At 39.9% G+C, this 18,736-nt stretch carries 20 protein-coding genes; 1 reads left to right on the forward strand and 19 read right to left on the reverse strand.

The features are described 5' to 3' along the window. Window positions 1-20 precede the first annotated feature (20 nt). From A7D23_RS08030 to A7D23_RS08120, 19 genes are all read right to left on the reverse strand, one after another. Window positions 21-365, reverse strand: a complete 345-nt coding sequence (locus A7D23_RS08030; RefSeq protein WP_019225057.1) for a twin-arginine translocase TatA/TatE family subunit — start codon at window positions 363-365, stop codon at window positions 21-23. Further along, window positions 366-1,139 (reverse strand): twin-arginine translocase subunit TatC, encoded by a 774-nt coding sequence (gene tatC / locus A7D23_RS08035; RefSeq protein WP_019225056.1) that lies wholly within the window; start codon window positions 1,137-1,139, stop codon window positions 366-368. 55 nt (window positions 1,140-1,194) lie between these two features. Then, a complete protein-coding gene (locus A7D23_RS08040; RefSeq protein WP_019225055.1) occupies window positions 1,195-2,220 on the reverse strand; it encodes an FAD:protein FMN transferase in 1,026 nt (341 codons plus the stop codon). A 50-nt stretch (window positions 2,221-2,270) separates the two neighbouring features. Then, on the reverse strand, window positions 2,271-2,453 hold the full coding sequence (locus tag A7D23_RS08045) for a twin-arginine translocase TatA/TatE family subunit (protein ID WP_019225054.1): 183 nt from the start codon (window positions 2,451-2,453) through the stop codon (window positions 2,271-2,273). Between the two features lie 423 nt (window positions 2,454-2,876). After that, the gene (locus A7D23_RS08050; protein ID WP_025205311.1) at window positions 2,877-4,244 is read right to left on the reverse strand and encodes a reductive dehalogenase; all 1,368 of its coding nucleotides are present in this window, start codon (window positions 4,242-4,244) and stop codon (window positions 2,877-2,879) included. A gap of 17 nt (window positions 4,245-4,261) precedes the next feature. Further along, window positions 4,262-4,573, reverse strand: coding sequence for a hypothetical protein (locus A7D23_RS08055; RefSeq protein ID WP_025205310.1), 312 nt, complete (start codon window positions 4,571-4,573; stop codon window positions 4,262-4,264). Window positions 4,574-4,824: 251 nt separating this feature from the next. Beyond that, complete coding sequence (locus A7D23_RS08060; protein WP_019225051.1) at window positions 4,825-5,538, reverse strand: Crp/Fnr family transcriptional regulator; 714 nt, start codon at window positions 5,536-5,538, stop codon at window positions 4,825-4,827. Window positions 5,539-5,965: 427 nt separating this feature from the next. Next, window positions 5,966-7,342 carry a reductive dehalogenase gene (locus tag A7D23_RS08065; protein WP_019225050.1) on the reverse strand — a complete coding sequence of 459 codons (1,377 nt, stop codon included), beginning with the start codon at window positions 7,340-7,342 and terminating at the stop codon, window positions 5,966-5,968. A gap of 14 nt (window positions 7,343-7,356) precedes the next feature. Next, complete coding sequence (locus A7D23_RS08070) at window positions 7,357-7,665, reverse strand: hypothetical protein (RefSeq protein WP_019225049.1); 309 nt, start codon at window positions 7,663-7,665, stop codon at window positions 7,357-7,359. Window positions 7,666-7,938: 273 nt separating this feature from the next. Beyond that, window positions 7,939-9,360 (reverse strand): reductive dehalogenase, encoded by a 1,422-nt coding sequence (locus A7D23_RS08075; protein WP_025205309.1) that lies wholly within the window; start codon window positions 9,358-9,360, stop codon window positions 7,939-7,941. A gap of 13 nt (window positions 9,361-9,373) precedes the next feature. Beyond that, entirely contained in the window at window positions 9,374-9,682 is a 309-nt protein-coding gene (locus A7D23_RS08080; RefSeq protein ID WP_025205308.1) for a hypothetical protein, read from the reverse strand. A gap of 184 nt (window positions 9,683-9,866) precedes the next feature. Next, window positions 9,867-10,568 carry a Crp/Fnr family transcriptional regulator gene (locus A7D23_RS08085; RefSeq protein WP_025205307.1) on the reverse strand — a complete coding sequence of 234 codons (702 nt, stop codon included), beginning with the start codon at window positions 10,566-10,568 and terminating at the stop codon, window positions 9,867-9,869. 205 nt (window positions 10,569-10,773) lie between these two features. Further along, on the reverse strand, window positions 10,774-11,460 hold the full coding sequence (locus A7D23_RS08090) for a Crp/Fnr family transcriptional regulator (protein WP_025205306.1): 687 nt from the start codon (window positions 11,458-11,460) through the stop codon (window positions 10,774-10,776). 520 nt (window positions 11,461-11,980) lie between these two features. Next, on the reverse strand, window positions 11,981-13,375 hold the full coding sequence (locus A7D23_RS08095; protein ID WP_025205305.1) for a reductive dehalogenase: 1,395 nt from the start codon (window positions 13,373-13,375) through the stop codon (window positions 11,981-11,983). 13 nt (window positions 13,376-13,388) lie between these two features. Further along, window positions 13,389-13,697 carry a dehalogenase gene (locus tag A7D23_RS08100; RefSeq protein ID WP_068883509.1) on the reverse strand — a complete coding sequence of 103 codons (309 nt, stop codon included), beginning with the start codon at window positions 13,695-13,697 and terminating at the stop codon, window positions 13,389-13,391. Window positions 13,698-13,939: 242 nt separating this feature from the next. Beyond that, on the reverse strand, window positions 13,940-14,632 hold the full coding sequence (locus tag A7D23_RS08105) for a Crp/Fnr family transcriptional regulator (protein WP_068883511.1): 693 nt from the start codon (window positions 14,630-14,632) through the stop codon (window positions 13,940-13,942). Window positions 14,633-14,878: 246 nt separating this feature from the next. Then, window positions 14,879-16,261, reverse strand: a complete 1,383-nt coding sequence (locus tag A7D23_RS08110) for a reductive dehalogenase (protein ID WP_068883513.1) — start codon at window positions 16,259-16,261, stop codon at window positions 14,879-14,881. Window positions 16,262-16,274: 13 nt separating this feature from the next. After that, complete coding sequence (locus A7D23_RS08115; protein ID WP_068883515.1) at window positions 16,275-16,580, reverse strand: dehalogenase; 306 nt, start codon at window positions 16,578-16,580, stop codon at window positions 16,275-16,277. Window positions 16,581-16,797: 217 nt separating this feature from the next. Beyond that, window positions 16,798-17,484, reverse strand: a complete 687-nt coding sequence (locus A7D23_RS08120) for a Crp/Fnr family transcriptional regulator (RefSeq protein ID WP_068883517.1) — start codon at window positions 17,482-17,484, stop codon at window positions 16,798-16,800. A 345-nt stretch (window positions 17,485-17,829) separates the two neighbouring features. On the opposite strand from A7D23_RS08120, the gene A7D23_RS08125 reads away from it, so the two are divergent. Further along, window positions 17,830-18,699 (forward strand): methyl-accepting chemotaxis protein, encoded by an 870-nt coding sequence (locus A7D23_RS08125; protein WP_068883519.1) that lies wholly within the window; start codon window positions 17,830-17,832, stop codon window positions 18,697-18,699. The last annotated feature ends 37 nt before the right edge of the window (window positions 18,700-18,736 follow it).

An 18,736-nucleotide genomic window follows, 5' to 3' on the forward strand; every position in this document is an offset into this window, starting at 1 on the left:
CATGCCTTTTAAATTATCCTTCACATAGGGTCGACTTCATTGGTTTCATCATGTTTTACAGCGACCCCATTATCCTCAGCTTTTTTCTCTGCTTCTTCATCATTGTTCTGTAACACATTCGTGTCTTCCTTTTGTTTAGGCTCTTCTTGGGAAACCTTTTCTTTGGGAGATGTATCCTTTAAGCTGTCCATTATCGTGTCACTCTGCATACTAATCGTATTTGAAAATTCTCTTGTCAATTCGTTCATCATCTTGCGACCTTGTCTAACCAATTTTCCAATTGTTTTTGCAATTACGGGCAAATCATCGGGGCCAAAAAGAATCAAGGCGACAAATAAGATTAATGCAATTTCTGTTAAACCCATTTAAATCACCTCTTCCTCTTCTCGCTTCAGCATTTTTGTTCTTCTTCTTACTACAATATAGCCTACCCAAATACTGATTTCATAGAGAAGATACATCGGACCGATGATCAAAACCTGGGTCATCAGATCGGGTGTTGGAGAAAGAACAACAGCCAATATCACAATCACAAAAAAGGCCCATTTCCTATATTTTGCGAGAGCCTGAGGAGATATGATGCCTATTCGGATTAACAGTATCAATACAACGGGCAATTGGAAAAATAACCCAAAGCTAAGTGCCAAAGTGAAAACAAAATTAATATAGGAAGACTTGGTGACAAATGGCGTTGTATCGATTGCCCCTATCCCTGCAAAGAGTAAGATCTTTAAGCAGAGAGGCAGCACAAATAAAATAACAAAGGCTGCGCCTGCAAAAAAGAGAAGAAGAGATGAAGGAAAGATGAAATAGAGGTATTTTCGTTCATTAGATTTCAAAGCCGGCAGGATAAAACTCCATAACTGCCATATGATGATTGGCAAAGCCACAACTACACCCGCAATGAGTGATACTTTTAATTTAACCATTAATGGTTCCATCGGTGTTGTCGTAATGAAATGCACCTCACTGAGACCGGACATTGGTATAGCCAGGAAACGAAATGCATAATCACTGAACGCCCATCCCACTATTGCTCCGATGGCGATCGCATATACAGAAAATAAAAGCACTTTGCGCATTTCTTTAAAGTGGCTAAAGAAAGACATTTCGTCACTTTGCTTCTTCCTACGTTGCACAGTACAAACCCCTTCCTTTTCCTGATCTAATTAAAACTAATTTTTCCAAATACGGTTACTCAGGAGTCTCTGGTTTAAACATTTCTTTCATTTTGGCAGATAATACCATCTTGCCGTCAGTATCAATGATCAGGCCCCATGCGTTATTCTTTTCGATTAATTGCAAGCCCTTTTCAGGACCTAATACGAAAGCTGCTGTAGCCAAAGCATCCGCCATTATCGGATTCTCCGTGACGACAGTACAACCACTGACCTCTTTTGAAGGATACCCAGTACGAGGATCAAGAATATGACTGTATTGTATTCCATCAACAGTAAAAAATCGTTCATAGTTGCCTGATGTATCGATTGTGAGATTCTCCAACTCAACATAGCCAATGATCTGTCCTTTGTTTAAAGGATCTCGAATTCCAATGTGCCAAGGCGTTCCTCCGTCTTTTTTGCCTATGGCATAAATATTTCCGCCTGCCGATACCATCCCTGATGGAATATTACGATCCTTAAAAGCATCTAGCGCTTTGCTTACGGCATAACCTTTGGCAATCGCTCCGAGGTCTAAGCTCATCCCCTTCTCAACTAAAAAAACGGTCCTTTGTTCTTTATTCAATATTACTTTCTTGTAATCAACAAAATGAATGGTTTCGGCAATCTGTTCCTGTGGAGGTACAGATTTCTGAATGCCGTTCTCTCCAAATCCCCACAATTTAACTAAGGGACTAATGGTCGGATCAAAAGCGCCATTGCTCAAATCCGCAATTTTCAAGGACTGTTCAATAACATCAAACGTTAACTCCGATACCGCGACAGGTTGTTCTCCTGCATGAATATTGATGGCGTATACCTCACTATCAGGCGAGAACTTATTAAGCTTGGAATCTATTTCTTCCATAATGCCGAGAGCTTCTGTTACTGCCTTCTTTGCTCCCCAGCCATGAGCCTCAACATATACTTCTGTGTCAAAAAACAATTTGGTTTCTTGATAATTAACATTACGTTGATAATACTCATAACCTTGCCAAGACGATATACCGATAATAATCAACAGAAATAAAAGTATCTTAAAGCTCTTTTTATGGTACATGCTGAACTTATCCTCTATTTGCATTTGAATAATACTTTATTGCGTTATGCCTATGCCTCTTTTATTGTTTCACTCTCTTCCTTTTCGCCCTCAGAAGCACTCCTGAATTCCTTGATACCTCCGCCTAAAGCTTTTCCTAATTGGGGCAGCTTTCCTGGTCCAAATACGATTAGAGCGATGACCAAACCTATTACAGCTACAGTTGGGGTAATCATTCCAAAAATCAATTGCATTTTTATCTCCTCCATTTTATATGATTAGTATAAACTCACAAAAATATTAAGAAACCCCTGTTTATAGATTATCGCAAGATATAAAGTATTATTCAATATATCCTAAAGTAAATAATAATTGTTTGTAGAGTTAGTGTCAATATTCGTCCACCAAAAGCTCCTAAAAACCATCTAACTGTTCCTGATGTTAAGCACAAAAAATGATTTAAGAAAGAGCATTCCTTATACAAATGGTTATTCAGATCCCGCATTCTCTAGTATGATAGGTTAATTAGGCCAGATACTAACGGCATGGTGCCACCCGCAGCAAAATTTATAAAAATGCTGATAATAGTCTGTAAGGGCTATTACCAGCATTACATCAATTTAGAATTACTCTTGTTTAGGGGGATGCCCCAACATTTAACAGAGAACCTTTAATTATTAATGCGTCTGTGGCGCTTGAGCAACCGCCGGATACTTGTACATCTCCGGCCACTCCAGCCACCATCTGTATTTATCGATGCTTTCTGTGCCGTACCCAAACATATCGTCAATTGTTTTCAGCAATTTTGCGGAAGCTTCATTTTTACTTCCAATCCAGGTTCCAGCCTGGTGGAACCAGGAATCCTCCTTGGAGTTCCAGGGGCAGACTTTCATGCACCGTCCGCAGGACACTCCGTCTTCGTTAAGTATCCTGAATTCTGCACATTTTTTCATATCGCTGTTCCAACGCAGGTATCCGTTATACTCCACAAGATCCGAATCATACGTAATGGATTGGTTGGGACAGTTTTCAGCACATTTTTTACAGACCCTGCAGAAATCCTGCAGTCCAAAGTCAATCGGTTTGTCGGGCGCCAGCGGTAAATCAGTAGTAACAGCAGCAACTTTATGCCGGAACCCCAAGCGGGGATGAATTGAACAGTCACCGGTACGGGAAAGCTCCCCCAACCCAGCTGAAATTACTGCCGGTGGCATAACCGCGTTATAATTGAAAGCATGATTTGCCCTGGCATTATATCCAAGGCTCCGGATATAAGTGGCTAAGATAACTGCTATATTACCGGTTGCATGATAACTCTTCATAGACATTGCACCGCTGATTCCGTCATACCCAGTGGATCCCAACATGGTTTGAAGATTTTGGTCAACCATCACGACGATGACGTAAGGCAAGCGTTCTGTTACCGGTATGACACATTCTTCTACAGGTTTGGTCATCAAACCAGCCTTATCCGTAAGTTTCTGGGAATAATAAGCATATTCTGGCATCTTGCCGATACCGACTTCATCAGCGCGCAAAAAATAGGCGGCATCTTTAATATGCTGGGACATTTGTTCCGGATCAGGGATCTCCAGTTTTTTGGGAGACGACTTTCCTTCAACCGCAGCGGGCGGAGCAATGAACATGCCTGCATTGGCTATTGCCGCTCCAAAAGGATGCCTGAAAAAGAAACTCAAAGACGCCGCTTGTGTCTTTTTATTAGGAAGCAACCCCCTGGTAGCCAAATTGAATCCCATATCAGCTTCGCTGAAGTTCTTAACTTTTCCGACAATTTTTGTAGTACCTAACCACTGATCATTATTTTCCGCAAAATGTACTGTCGCACTGCCATAGTCATGCTCAGGATGAAGTTTGGACCATTGTCCCTTTGCTGCAGCAGTATACTTCAGACTTGCTCCGGCTGCGTTAGCTACTTTGGCAGGAGCTTTTATCGCTCCAATCACTCCCATCGCAGAGGCTGCAACGCCAGCTTTGAGAAAATTCCTGCGACTTAGCTGAAACTTTTTCTCTTGTTCATTAATCACCATATTTTCACATCCTATCAAGCTTGTAATTCACCTGTATTCCCCGCTTTTTTCACACCAATGAATCCCAGCAGGCGGGCCTGAACAACGGCAAGAACCACAGATATCCCCAGAAACAGGAATATTGCTGTGCTTGTGGCTTTGACATGTCCAACCGATGCGTTAATGTAGATAAAGGAAACCCCCATCCAGGTAATCCCATACCAGATAACAAACAAGGCCCAATTAACTACTGTTTTCCACATTTGTTCACGTTTAGCACGAGGTTTAATAAATAAAATACCCGCTAAGAATAATACGCCCGCTAAAAAAATTAAGAATGTACCCATCATTTTCACCTCCCTTTTGATAATTCAGTCATTTTTATGACTATAGGTACATTGTATTTAATAATTTTGAGTGAAGTTTAGTTGTATAACTAAAACTATACATCTTCAAAATATTTTTTTGTTTTAAACTGTTGACTAGAAAATTGAATAGAGACACAGGTAATTTAAAATAATACAAAAAAATACTCCATTTCTCTAATGAAATGGAATTCAAAAAATAATTTGTACAAAATGAATTGTCAAACTTAATTCTAATAAATATATTTATAAATATGCTTCTCATGGGTTAATTCTTTAAGTTTTTCCAGATCATGAATAATTATTTTGTCTTTTTTCTTTTCAATAATTTTTTGCTCCTTTAAATACTTTAATACTTTGGAGACTGTAACATAATGTGCTCCTGTTATCTCAGAGATAAATTGCAATGATAAGTCCATACGTATTTCGTAAGAATCTCCTACCGATATTCCATTGGTAAGATAAAGTCCATGCAGCAATCTTAAGATTCTAATCGTTGGATTGTAAAAGTCTCTTTCTATCGTTTGTCTCATATAATAACTTACTTTGGAAAGACAATTTCTAAGCACTTCAAAGATCATGTCTTCATCTTGACGGAAAATAATTCTGAGGTGCTCTTCGAAAAAAAGACATACTTTAGAATCTTCTATGGCAACCGCATAAGTATCATTTTCATTTTCCATCTTATACAAACGACCTAAAATTCCATTTTCTCCTGAAAAATAAATCACTCTTTCCCTGCCGTCTTCCGTCATCAGGTTCAAACTTATCCTTCCGGAAAGCACATAAACCAGCATATAATCCTTACCTCCCGGTAAGATTACATTACTGTCCTTAGCATAGGTTTTTACTACTCCTATATGCGTGAAATCCCTCAGTTTTTCAATCGGATAGAAAGTGTCAGGAATAGCCCTTGCCCCCTCGCATCTTCCATAATCGTATTGCATACGCTTCCTCCTTCCAATTATTCACCACCATTACCAGCCCAGGATTTATTTTGCCACCCACTAAATCCCTCTTGTAATAACAGATGTACGTCCCGCAACTAAATTCTACACCAAAAAACAATTAAAAACGTAACAATTGAATCTAGTCCGCGCCAGGAAGAACACATTAACCAAATACCGTACTTAAAAAGCAATGCAAATTCAATGCATATATTTTACATTATACTTAAATTTATTATACAATTATTTTTGCTATTTTAATTTAACATATAACTAAAACCTCAAGTTTTACACTTTTAATATTTCCTCTGATCAGGTATTCGACACTCAGAAAAAGATAATTCTTTCTACTATTAGATTAAATATTATTAAGAGGCACGTTCAGTAACGTGCCTCTTAGTAATACTTAGAAATTAAGTTAATTCAATTAACTGGGAATATTGATTTTATAAAGCTCGGGCCATTCCAGCCACCACTTATATTGGGTAATCTCTTCTGTACCGTAACCGAACATATCATCAATTTTCTTAAGCAATGCTGAGGCGGTCTCGCCTTTGCTGCCGATCCACAAGCCTGCTTCGTGGAACCAGGAGTCTTCCTTGGAATTCCACGGGCAGACTTTTACACATCGGCCGCAATTGACACCTTCGTCATTTCCGGCCCGGAAGGTCGCGCATTTCTTCATATCACTGTTCCAGCGCAGATAACCGTTTTGTACAACAGGATCTTTATCATGGGTAATGGCACCGGCCGGACAATTGTCCGCACATTTATTACAAACCCGGCAGAAATCCAGCAATCCGAAATCAATGGGTTTATCGGGCACGAGCGGCAGATCGGTTGTGACTGCGCCGCATTTGTTGCGGAATCCCATTCTGGGATGAGCAACGCAGTCTCCCGTACGGCTGAGCTCACCCATTCCGGAAGCGATAAGCGCCGGCGGAACGGCCAGATCGTAGTTGCCAAAGTGATGCGCCCTGGCATTATAACCTAGACTCCGAATGTACCGCGCCATAATGACCGCAATATTTGCTACGGCATGATAACACCGGAATGACTGGGATACGGATATTCCGTCATAGCCGGTCGAGGCTAGATAAGTTTCCAAATGCTGTTCCACAGCAAACGTAATAACATAGGGCAAATCCGGTTCTGTGTTCGGGATCTGGTGAATCGGCGTATCCGGCGGAACGATACCCGCGGGGAACAGCCCCTGGGGCGGAACCTGCTTAAATCCATAATAAGCATAGGACGGCATATTGCCGATACCGACTTCATCTGCCCTGAGATAATACGCAACATCTTTCATATGCTGGGACATTTGTTCCGGATCGGGTATCGGAAGTTTCTCGGCATTCGGGACACCGATACAAATCTCATCCGGGCTAACCGTCGCTATTGCCCAGCCAATTCCATCTGTAAGCGGATATCGCTTGGTCTGGGTAAGAAATCCCCATCTGGCCTTCTCTCCGAGTAACCCTCTAAGCGCCAAAGTAAAACCTGAGTCGTATTCACTTGATCTCTGAATCGGCCCCACAATCTTGCTTGTTCCCAACCACTGGTCGTTATGCTCGGCAAAACTTACCGAAGCGCCGCCATAGTTGACAGTAGGACGCAGTTTTGACCATTGTCCCTTTGCCGGCGTATAGTCTAAGCCAAAGTTACTTACAGCCGCATTTGCTATCTTCGATGGAGCTGCGACCGCTCCCATTACACCCATGGCTGCTGCAGCTACACCGCTTTTTAAAAAGCCGCGGCGGCTTACCTGCCCAGGCAGCTTTTTACTTTCGGAATGATCCGACATCAATTTTCCTCCTTTCAAGCCTGTGAAGACTCGGTGACCTTCTTTTTCATTCCAATAAACCCTAATACGCGGGCTAACACTACGGCCAGAACCACCGAGATCCCACCAAACAGGAAAATAGCAGTACTTGTGGCCTTGACGTGTCCTACACTGGCATTAATGTAAACAAATGATACCCCTATACATGTAATAAAAAACCAAATAACAAAAGTTACCCAAACAGTCACGGTCTGCCATGTTTTATTTTGCTTGGCTCTGGGTTTGACGAAAAGAACTCCCGCTAAAAAAAGAATACCAGCCAGGAAAATTAACAAAGTACTCATTTTTTCACCTCCTTTAATTTCACAAATTATATCCCTTGCCAAGCTTTATTGTACTCGTTTTTAAATGTTGGGCATTATCGACTGTTAATCTTTTCTATCCTTGTACGAATATTTTTTATCATTGTTAATATAAGGCCATCTCTTATCTCGACAGATATGATACTGAGATTGATGGCGTATTTCAGCAGGCCTTAAATAGGTGCTTAAAAATAAGAAGCCGCTGCCAACAATCCATAAAATTGCTGGCAGCAGCTTCTTTCGAGAAAACAGTATTTATTGTTTATCTGCCGGTATTCTGATTTTATACATTTCCGGCCATTCCAGCCACCACTTATATCGAGCAATTTCTTCCGTTCCGTAACCAAACATATCATCAATTTTTTTGAGCAGTGATGAAGCTGTCTGTCCCCTGCTTCCAATCCATATTCCGACATCATGGAACCAGGATCTTTCCTTGGAATTCCACGGACAGACTTTTACACACCTGCCACAGTTAACGCCTTCCTCGTTGCCGGTTCTAAACGCTGCACATTTATAGGCATCGGTATTCCAGCGCATGTAGCCGTTAAATGGTATGGGATCTACATCATAGGTTATCGCTTGGTTCGGGCAGGTTTCGGCGCATTTTTTACATACCCTGCAGAAATCCAGCATACCAAAGTCGATCGGTTTATCCGGTACCAAAGGCAAATCTGTCGTAACTGCGGCTACTTTATTTCTGAATCCCATCCGGGGATGCGCCACACAGTCCCCTGTACGGGTCAGTTCTCCCATACCGGCTGCAATCAAAAGAGGTCCCATAACCGCATGATAATTCCCGAAATGATGGGCCCTGGCATTATAGCCTAAGTTACGAATGTATTGTGCCATGACGACAGAAATATTGGCTGTAGCATGATAACTGCGGAAGGACTGCTCAAGGGAAATTCCGTCATACCCCGTTGAAGCCGCATACGTCTCCCAATGCTGTTCCACAGCAACACAAATAACGTAAGGCATTGACTCCGTAACAGGTACATCATCATAAGGGGTTTCAAGGGTAACAATGCCGGCAGCATAGGCTCCTTCAGGCGGATCCATAACCGCTTTATAGTAGCCATAGGCTGGCATTTTCCCGATCCCTACTTCATCCGCTCTCAGATAATACGCAAGATCTTTGATATGCTGAGACATTTGCTCCGGATCAGGAATCGGAAGTTTATCCGGCTTCGGAACGCCGTTTACAATGTTTTCTTTGCTTATTTCCTGCGTTGGAAGCATCAGGGCATCTCCGAGTGGATATCTTATCGCCTGCGAAACAAATCCATATTGGGACTTCTTTCCCAGTAATCCTCTAATTGCATATGGAAATCCACCGTCAGATTCATTTGTTCTTTCTACCTTTCCCAGAATCTGAGAGGTTCCAAGCCACTGATCATTATGCTCTACAAAATGGACTGCGGCGCCGCCGTAATCCATCTTCGGCTTTAATTTTGACCATTGGCCCTTGATGGGTGTATACTCCATTTGTTTATATAATGAATTTTTGTACCCGAGATCAATTACAGCATTTGCCACTCCGGGCGAACTTGCAATTGCTCCCATCACGCCGAGGGCCGTTGCAGCGGCCCCTGCACCTGCTTTTAAAAAACCCCGGCGGCTTACGTGCGCTTGCTGATTGGGTTTTTTATTTCCTTTTTCCGGAATCTCTGACATTAGTTCTCCTCCTTTAGGCTTGTGACGTATGATCTACTTTTTTCTTCATCGTGATGAATCCCAAGATACGCGCTAAGATGATAGCCAGCACCACGGAAATTCCTCCAAATAAGAAGATTGCGGTGCTTGTCGCTTTGACGTGCCCTACGCTGGCATTAATGTAAACAAACGAAATTCCAATCCATGTGATGAAATACCAAACGACAAATAGAGCCCATACCAGCACTGTCTGCCAAATTTTATTTTTAGCAGCGCGCGGCTTGATAAAAAGGATACCGGCTAAAAAAAGGACACCCGCTAAGAAAATCAAAAAAGTACTCATTGTTTTACACCTCCTATCTTCTCGTTAGTAATATCTTAATTAATTAACATTGTATTAGATTTAACAAAACCAGACTTAGTCTAGTATAAGAATTTTTCTTTACAGTTTATTTTTTTATAATGATATAAATAAAAAAAATGCCGACAATGACTTTGTCGACAATCTAATGGTCTTTCGGCTGCGTTCAAGTTTTCATCCACTCTTCAATCAAATCATGTAACCGTGGCAAATCATAGATAATAATCTTGCCTGAATTTTTCTTCAGAATATTTTCTTTCTTCAAATAGCGAAATAGTTTGCAGATTGTCACAAAATGAACACCGGTTATTTCGGATATCGCCTTTTGTGATACTCTTTCATCAATCTCATAAACATGGTCAACCTGGTCAACTTCTTTTCCCTTCTGACGGCAGAGTTCATAAAGCAACCTTAAGACCCGGACTGATGGTTTATAAATTGCCATTTCTTTAGATTCACGCATAAAATAAGTGCATTTCGATGCATAACAGGTAATAAATTCAATAAGAACTTCTTTATCCTGTTGAAATATACTAAGAAGTTGTTCTTTATCAAAGAAGCAAACCGTACTCCTTTCCTCTGAAACAACATGAACAAAACATTCCTCAATGGCAAATAATCGGTCCGCAAAAGTAAAAGGGTCAGCGTAAAACATAAACTTTTGCCTTCCATCATCATTCATAAAGCTAATACCCAATTTTCCCGAAAGCACAAAGACAACTTTATTAATGATCTCTCCAGGCAAAACAATCGTATCTCCTTTGCGATAATTACGTATGACCCCCAAATGCGTATAATTACATAGTTTCAAAATCGGATAAAAATTACCTGGCAGAATACTATAGTGATTGCTTATTACCCTTTCCATTTTTGTCCCCTCCCCGCCAAAAGAGTCTCCAAAGCAAATTCTAATAACTTCCTTAATATCATTTTTTAGCATAGGCTAAGATCTCGGCAGAAGTTATAAAAAAAATTAATCCCTACTAAGTTCTCAAAATCAATTCAATATTTATTTATACTATCACATTCCTACATACCATTGCCGGAGATAAAAAAAACACCGCTGCCGGTGTTTAGTTTTTACTGTTCTCATTGATTATTTCCTTAAGCCGTTCCAAATCATTAATAATAATTTTATTTGTTGTTTTTTGCAAAATATTTTCTTTTTTTAGCCAGCTAAATACTCTGCAAATTGTAACAAAATGGACACCCGTCATTTCTGAAATTGCCCTTTGAGATAATTTCACATCTATTTCATAGACGTTGTCAACTACTTTACCTTCAGTAAGACATAATTCATGAATCAATCGTAAAACGCGAATCGATGGGTTGTAAAGGGCCATCTCCTTTGATCCATTCATAAAATGAAAACATTTTGATGAATAGTTTACGAGAAATTCATTAAGAATTTCATCATCCTGTTTAAAGATTATAAAAAGCTGCTCTTTGGTAAAAAAACAGATTTTGCTTTTTTCTTCTGAAATAACATGAACAAAACAATTTTCTAACGGAAATAGTCGATCAACTATGGAATATTGTCCAGCCTTGTACATCAATTTTTGCCTTCCGTCATCATTCAGAAAATTTACAGTGAGTTTACCGGAAAGTACATATATTATCCTATCTATTGTTTCTCCAGGTAATACAACGGTTTCCCCTTTTTGATAATTACGGACTACCCCCATATGGACAAAATTCTGCAATCTTTCTATAGGATGAAAAGAATCTGGGATAAGTTGCTCTTTAAGAGTTTCCTTCATAATCATTCACCCCTTAAAAAATTTAAACATACCAAAAAATTTATGTCATCTTTAGGATAATTGTTTGCATATGCTAAATTAATCATAGCGTACACCAAAAAAGGAATCAATGATATTAGCGTACGATAATATTATTGCTAAGAAAAATTTTGTATATTAATTGACCTTCTAATGTAACTGCACCGAGTTGGAAGAGGTCATATAAAAAGGTCATATTAAAGCCCCATTTGGAAAGCAGTCATTATAAATAATAGCATGTATTTGTATTAAAAAAAAATTCATGCAAATATTAACAAACACTAAAATATACAAATTAGTAGAGGATTATAATTTAGTTGCATCCCTCTTATAAGCGTTGCGATTTATAAGAATACTTGACAATTTGTTCTATTAATAAGGATTCTGAAAGCCCTATGCGGTTCGGACGATCTTTTAAAGGTTCGCTACATAAAAAAGATGTCCCAAAAGTTTCTTAATACTTTCGGGACACCCTCTTAAATAAATCAGAAATTAAGCAATATCACTTAGCTGGTACAGTTGGTACAGCTGGTATCTGAAATTTATAATTTTCCGGCCACTCCAGCCACCATTGATATTGGGTAAGATCTTCAGTTCCGTAGCCAAACATGTCGTCAATTGTTTTAAGAAATGTTGAAGCTGTCTCGCCTTTACTGCCAATCCACAGTCCGGCTTCATGGAACCAGGAGTCTTCCTTGGAATTCCAGGGACATACTTTGATACATCTTCCGCAGTTAACACCCTCATCGTTAGCGCAACGGAATACTGCACACTTCTTAGAATCGGTATTCCAACGGAGGTAACCATTGTGCGGTATAGGATCATCATCAAAGGTAATCGCTTGGGCAGGACAATTATCCGCACACTTTTTGCAAACTCTGCAGAAATCCTGCATGCCAAAATCAATCGGTTTATCTGCTACCAAAGGCAAATCTGTCGTTACTGCTGAAGATTTATGGCGGAAACCTATACGGGGATGGGCGGCAGAATCACCTGTTCGAGTAAGCTCGCCCATTCCGGCAGCGATTAGACAAGGCGTCATAACAACCTCGTAATTTACATAATGCTGTGCCCTGGCATTATAACCCAGGCTGCGAATATAATTCGCCATGATGACCGCCGCATTGGCAGCTGCATGGTAGGACCGCATGGATTGGACAACTGAAATACCGTCATACCCTGTAGAAGCCATACTCGTTTCCAAATGCTGCTCTACTGCCAAACAAATAACGTAAGGTAATTTATCTTTGATAGGAACATCTGTCATTGGCGTCTGAAGTGGGACAGCGCCGGAAACATAAGCACCTAGAGGCGGGGCCTGGGTGCCTTTGTAATAAGCGTAATCAGGCATAACGCCGATACCCACCTCGTCGCAGCGAAGATAATACCCGAAATCTTTAATATGTTGGGACATCTGTTCCGGGTCCGGAATCTGGAATTTGTCTGGACTTGGCTTGCCACTGACCATTGCCGCGAGGGGTGACATCGGTATTTGAAAAGAAGCCGCCATAGGATATCTTTTGCCTTGTGTCATTATTCCGTACTTTGCTTTATCGCCTAATAATCCTCTGAAAGCTAAAGCAAATCCAGCGTCTTTCTCGTTTGTTTGAATTACTGGCCCAACAATCTTGGATGTACCTAAGCATTGATTGTTAATTTCAGCATAACGTACTGAAGCACCGCCATAGTTGTTAACAGGACGCAATTTCGACCATTGTCCTTTGGCGGGCTGATAGGTTAAACTAGCTGATGCTGCGTTGGCCATCTTGGATGGCGCTGCAATCGCCCCCATGACGCCCATCGCTGCTGCGGCTACCCCGGTTTTCAGAAAACCACGACGGCTTACTGAAACTTCCTGCCGGGGTCCTTTTTCTTTATTACCTGAATTTACGGACATTAATTTTCCTCCTTTAAGCTTGTAATGAGTCATTGACCTTTTTCTTTGCACCAATAAATCCTAATACACGGGCTAAGACGACAGCCAGAATTAGCGAAATCCCCCCAAACAGGAATATCGCTGTACTTGTCGCTTTGACATGTCCGACACTGGCATTGATGTAAACAAAGGAAATCCCCATACAAGCGATAACAAAGAAAATAACATATAAGGTCCAAATAATCACGGTCTTCCAAATCTTATCCTGCTTTGCACGAGGTTTGATAAAAAGGACACCGGCTAAGAAAAGAATTCCCGCCAAAAAAATTAAGAATGTACTCATTTCTTTCACCTCCCTCCTGACTTATTCAATTGATAATATAACTTTATCAAGTTCATTTTAATTCTTTTTCAATTTTGGATATTAGCAGTTTTTAAGATTTTTGAAATAATTAGATTCCAAAATTATTTAGAAACCTCGTATTTGCGATGTTGATTTTTGTTTATTTTCGGAAAAAAAAATGAACCCCATGAATTATTTGATCATGGAGTTTGTTAGCAACCTAAATGGAGCCATTTGGGGCATTACATATAATATTTCATATTCATATCAATGGTATCTTTAAGCCTTTGCAAGTCATAGATAATGATTTTATCCGAAGTCTTCCGCATAATTTTCTCTTTCTTCAGCCATCCAAGAATTTTACAGACTGTCACCGAATGAACACCTGTTATTTCTGAAATGGTCTTCTGTGTTAACTTAATATCTATTTTATAGACATCATTAACTAACTTTCCTTTGGTTAAGCAAAGTTCATTGATCAGTCTCAGAACCCTGGCGGATGGACTATAAAAGTCCATCTCCTTGGCAACATGCATAAAAAAACTACATTTGCACGTAAGATTTGTAATGAATTCGTCATGTGTTTCATCATCTTTTCTAAATATTTTATATAGTTGTTCTTTTGAGAAAAAACAAACCGTACTGTTTTCTTCTGCGACAATGTTCCCAAGAATTACTTGATACGAAAACAAATTATCAACGACACAATGACGGCAAGCATAAAACATTATTTTTTGTTTTTTATCTTCAAAAAAGTTTAAACTTACCTTTCCTGAAAGCACATAAATGACTCTGTCAATTTTTTCTCCAGCCGGGATAATAAACTCTCCTTTTTGATATTTACGTACTACGCCCATATGAACATATTTTTGAAGACCTTTGACAGGATAAAAATTATCTGGGATTATGCAGTAATCTTTGATAACCTCATTCATACGATAACTTCCCCTCCAAAATAAAATGATACGGAGATAATCATTACGTACGCATTAACAAAGTTAGTGTGGGATAACTTTTCTTAGATAATCGTACCATGCCATCTTCAAAAAATCTACATTAAGTTGAATAGTCTTTGTAAACACGCCTTATATCCTGATTGCTACATAAAAAAGGTGTCCCAAAAGTTCTCCTGATACTTTCGGGACACCCTTATAAAACCAAACTTACAAATTAAATATTAATTAGGTTGGTATTTTAATTTTGTAATTTTCCGGCCACTCAAGCCACCATTGATATTTGGTGACATCTTCGGTTCCGTAACCAAACATATCGTCGATTGCTTTAAGGAATTTTGAAGCTGTCTCACCTTTGCTGCCGATCCATAGTCCCGCTTCGTGGAACCAGGAATCCTCTTTGGAATTCCAGGGACACACTTTAATACATCTGCCGCAGTTGACGCCTTCTTCATTGCTGGCCCTGAAAGCTGTACATATTTTTGCATCCGTATTCCAACGCAGATAGCCGTTATGTTCCACTGGATCTACGTCGAAGGTGATCGCTTTAGAAGGACATTCATCTGCGCATTTTTTGCAAACCCTGCAGAAATCCAACATCCCAAAATCAATCGGCTTATCCGGGGCTAACGGTAAATCGGTGGTGACAGCTGCTACTTTCGTGCGGAATCCAAATCTGGGATGAGCAACACAGTCTCCAGTACGGGTAAGCTCACCCATTCCGGAAGCGATCAGACACGGACCCATTACGGCTTCATAGTTGCCAAAATGTTGGGCTCTCGCATTATAGCCTAAATTCCGAATGTATTGCGCCATAATGACAGAAATATTAGCCGTAGCATGATAGCAGCGGAACGATTGCGATACGGAGATTCCATCATATCCAGTCGTTGCCAAGTAGGTTTCCAAATGCTGCTCCACCGCAACAACAATAACATTTGGCAGGTTACCCGTCACAGGCGCTTTTGAGATTGGGGCATCAGGGGGAACTGCACCTGATGCATACGCTCCTTGCGGCGGGGCCATTGTACTTGCATAATAAGCATAGGCAGGCATTTTGCCAATCCCTACTTCGTCAGCTCTCAGATAATAGGCGAGGTCTTTGATATGCTGTGACATCTGTTCCGGATCCGGAATCGGCAGTTTATCAGGTCTAATAGGTCCATCCACCATATCAGGTCCGCTGATTGCTCCAAGAGGGTTTAAGAACCCGGTTCCCAATGGGTATCTTGGAGCTTGTTGGAAATACCCGTATTTTGCTTTTTCACCTAAAATACCTCTAATGGCCAAGCAGAATCCGCCGTCTTGTTCATCGGTTTTCTGAACGGACCCAAGGAGCTTACTTGTCCCAAGCCACTGGTCGTTATGCTCCACAAAACTGACCGAGGCTCCTCCGTAACTCATCTGCGGCTTCAGTTTCGACCATTTACCCTTACCTGCCGCTTTATAACCCAACGTACTAACCGTTGCGTTCGCCATCTTTGATGGAGCCGCAATTGCACCCATAACACCCATAGCAGCAACTGCTGCCCCGGTTCTCAGAAAACCGCGGCGGCTTACCGAAAATTGCTGCTTGGATTCTTTCTCTTTATTTCCTGAAATTTCGGACATTAACTTTCCTCCTCTAAGCCTGTAATGACTCGGCCTTTTTCTTTGTACCGATAAATCCTAAGATACGGGCTAAAACCACAGCCAAAATCAGCGAAATCCCCCCAAACAGGAAGATAGCTGTGCTTGATGCTTTGACATGTCCTACACTGGCATTGATGTAAACAAAGGAAACTCCCATACAAGCGATAACAAAGAAAGTTACATATAAGGTCCAAATAATCACGGTCTTCCAAGTCTTATCCTGCTTCGCACGCGGTTTGATAAAAAGGACACCGGCTAAGAAAAGAATTCCTGCCAAAAAGATTAAAAATGTACTCATTATTCTTTTCACCTCCTTACTCAAATATCTTTTAGAAGTTGCATTCCATAATTTATTTTAAGCATAAGTTAAATTTAAAGTTTTAGTCTCACATAAAAGTATTATTTATTAGACAAAAAATTTTATATTTTAACTGGTTTAATTAACATCCATTAACTTTTTTGTGTGTATTTTGTATTATACTAATTGTTAAAAAGAATCAAATGGAAAATTTGTATCAAAGTTCCAGCCACTCATTAACTAATTCTTTAAGCCTTTCCAAGTCAATAACCATGATCTTATTTGTTGTTTTATACAAAATGTTTTCTTTTTTTAGAAATCCGAATATTTTGCTTATCGTCACAAAGTGTACACCTGTTATTTCAGAAATAGCCTTTTGAGATAGTTTAATGTCTATTTGAAAGACATTATCAACCGACTTCCCTTGGGTGAGGCAAAGCTCGTAAAGTAAACGTAAGACCCGGACCGATGGATTATAAAGAACCATCTCCTTGGCTTCCCGCATAAAATAGCCACATTTTGATGAATAGTTTGTGATGAAATCAGAAAGCACTTCTTTGTCCTGCTGGAAGATTTCAAAAAGTTCTTCTTTGGAAAAAAAACAGATTGTGCTATTTTCTTCTGCAATAACATGAACATAACTTTCGTCAAATGGAAATAATCTATCGGCATAGGTATGAGGATCCGCATAGTACATTAATTTTTGCCTTCCGTCTTCATTTAGAAAGTTTATGCTCAATCTTCCTGAAAGCACATAAACGATCTTGTATATTAATTCTCCAGGCAAAACAACGGATTGTCCTTTGGAATAATTCCGAACAACTCCCATATGAATGTAATTTTGTAGCTTTTTAACGGGATAAAAATTATTTGGTAAGATGTAATAACTATTTGTTTTTTCCATACTTACATTCTCCCCTTGAATTTTTTACTGACAACTTTCTCACAGGTAAAAATACTTGATTTTCAAAAAGATACTTATCTCCTTATACTTTACATTCCCTACATCACTTCCTTACCTTACTTTGCTTTGCAATTCAAACAATTACAAAGCTTGGCTATAATATTATATTTTTTTTCTATATATTTTTTTAGTAGAAACTAAATGGCCTTAATTTGTTTAGCATAAGCTAAATTGCCCACTATTATAACATGATAGACTTTCTATGTGATAACCACTCGATAAGAGTGGTTATTTATTATTTCCGTTCATTATTTCTTATATTTTTTTCCAAAGGGAGGATTTATTATGGAAAATGCAAATCAGGAAAACCCTTATAACACTGAGGTCGGTAATGGAGCTGATATTCTGGAATGTCTGAATAGAGCACTCCCTTACTTTCACAAAATGATACCTCTGGATAACATGATTGCCCTCTCTGATACCGAAAAGTATCTTAACAGTGTCGAAAGTGAAAAAACAAGGATGCCTTTCAACGTCATAGGAATGCCGCTGCCTCCGGGTGATGCCCTTGCTGAAGCGGTACGCACTGGTCAGCATACTGTTATGACAGTCCCTGCGGAAGTATTTGGTTTTTCCTTTAAAGGCTTTTCCTTTCCGGTCAAAGATGATAACGGTAAAATAATCGGAGGCATCGGCCTGGCCTTTAATCTGGAAACCCAGAATTTACTTACCGACACAGCACAATCTTTGTCCGCCTCTTCACAAGAGGTCACAGCAACAACCGAGGAATTGTCTGCCGCTGCCATGAAACTGGCCCAGGAATTGGAAGGAATAAAATCCAGGGGCGAAAGAGTTCTGGAAGAAATCAAAAAAACCGATGAAATTCTCAAGTTTATTAATGATCTAGCAGCCAACTCCAACCTCCTAGGCATTAATGCCGCTATTGAAGCTGCCCGGGCAGGCGAACAAGGACGCGGATTTGCCGTTGTCGCGGAAGAAATAAGGAAGATGGCTACCAACAGTGCTTCTTCAATCAAAGATATAAAAGAAATCGTTTCTTCTATTAAAGACGAATCCACGAAGTTAATTAGTCAAGTCATCCAAGCCTCCGGATTAGGCGAAAGCCAAGCTGCTGCTTCTGAGCAAATCACAGCTTCCATGTCCGAATTGGCATTATCCGCTGAAAATATTATGAAAGTGGCCCAGATACTTTAGCTTAACTCGGGAACCGTTAAGCAAACCCTAAGTACCA

The sequence above is a fragment of the Dehalobacter sp. TeCB1 genome (assembly GCF_001707455.1).
Classification (GTDB): Bacteria; Bacillota; Desulfitobacteriia; order Desulfitobacteriales; family Syntrophobotulaceae; genus Dehalobacter; species Dehalobacter restrictus.

Coding starts and splice junctions, on each gene's coding strand:
- A7D23_RS08100 (WP_068883509.1), bottom strand. CDS start 13,697: ATGAGTACATTCTTAATTTTTTTGGCGGGAATTCTTTTCTTAGCCGGT.
- A7D23_RS08115 (WP_068883515.1), bottom strand. CDS start 16,580: ATGAGTACATTTTTAATCTTTTTGGCAGGAATTCTTTTCTTAGCCGGT.
- A7D23_RS08065 (WP_019225050.1), bottom strand. CDS start 7,342: ATGTCGGATCATTCCGAAAGTAAAAAGCTGCCTGGGCAGGTAAGCCGC.
- A7D23_RS08105 (WP_068883511.1), bottom strand. CDS start 14,632: ATGAATGAGGTTATCAAAGATTACTGCATAATCCCAGATAATTTTTAT.
- A7D23_RS08060 (WP_019225051.1), bottom strand. CDS start 5,538: ATGCAATACGATTATGGAAGATGCGAGGGGGCAAGGGCTATTCCTGAC.
- A7D23_RS08055 (WP_025205310.1), bottom strand. CDS start 4,573: ATGGGTACATTCTTAATTTTTTTAGCGGGCGTATTATTCTTAGCGGGT.
- A7D23_RS08075 (WP_025205309.1), bottom strand. CDS start 9,360: ATGTCAGAGATTCCGGAAAAAGGAAATAAAAAACCCAATCAGCAAGCG.
- A7D23_RS08080 (WP_025205308.1), bottom strand. CDS start 9,682: ATGAGTACTTTTTTGATTTTCTTAGCGGGTGTCCTTTTTTTAGCCGGT.
- A7D23_RS08040 (WP_019225055.1), bottom strand. CDS start 2,220: ATGTACCATAAAAAGAGCTTTAAGATACTTTTATTTCTGTTGATTATT.
- A7D23_RS08125 (WP_068883519.1), top strand. CDS start 17,830: ATGGAAAATGCAAATCAGGAAAACCCTTATAACACTGAGGTCGGTAAT.
- A7D23_RS08095 (WP_025205305.1), bottom strand. CDS start 13,375: ATGTCCGTAAATTCAGGTAATAAAGAAAAAGGACCCCGGCAGGAAGTT.
- A7D23_RS08070 (WP_019225049.1), bottom strand. CDS start 7,665: ATGAGTACTTTGTTAATTTTCCTGGCTGGTATTCTTTTTTTAGCGGGA.
- A7D23_RS08110 (WP_068883513.1), bottom strand. CDS start 16,261: ATGTCCGAAATTTCAGGAAATAAAGAGAAAGAATCCAAGCAGCAATTT.
- A7D23_RS08030 (WP_019225057.1), bottom strand. CDS start 365: ATGGGTTTAACAGAAATTGCATTAATCTTATTTGTCGCCTTGATTCTT.
- A7D23_RS08085 (WP_025205307.1), bottom strand. CDS start 10,568: ATGGAAAGGGTAATAAGCAATCACTATAGTATTCTGCCAGGTAATTTT.
- A7D23_RS08120 (WP_068883517.1), bottom strand. CDS start 17,484: ATGGAAAAAACAAATAGTTATTACATCTTACCAAATAATTTTTATCCC.
- A7D23_RS08045 (WP_019225054.1), bottom strand. CDS start 2,453: ATGCAATTGATTTTTGGAATGATTACCCCAACTGTAGCTGTAATAGGT.
- A7D23_RS08090 (WP_025205306.1), bottom strand. CDS start 11,460: ATGAAGGAAACTCTTAAAGAGCAACTTATCCCAGATTCTTTTCATCCT.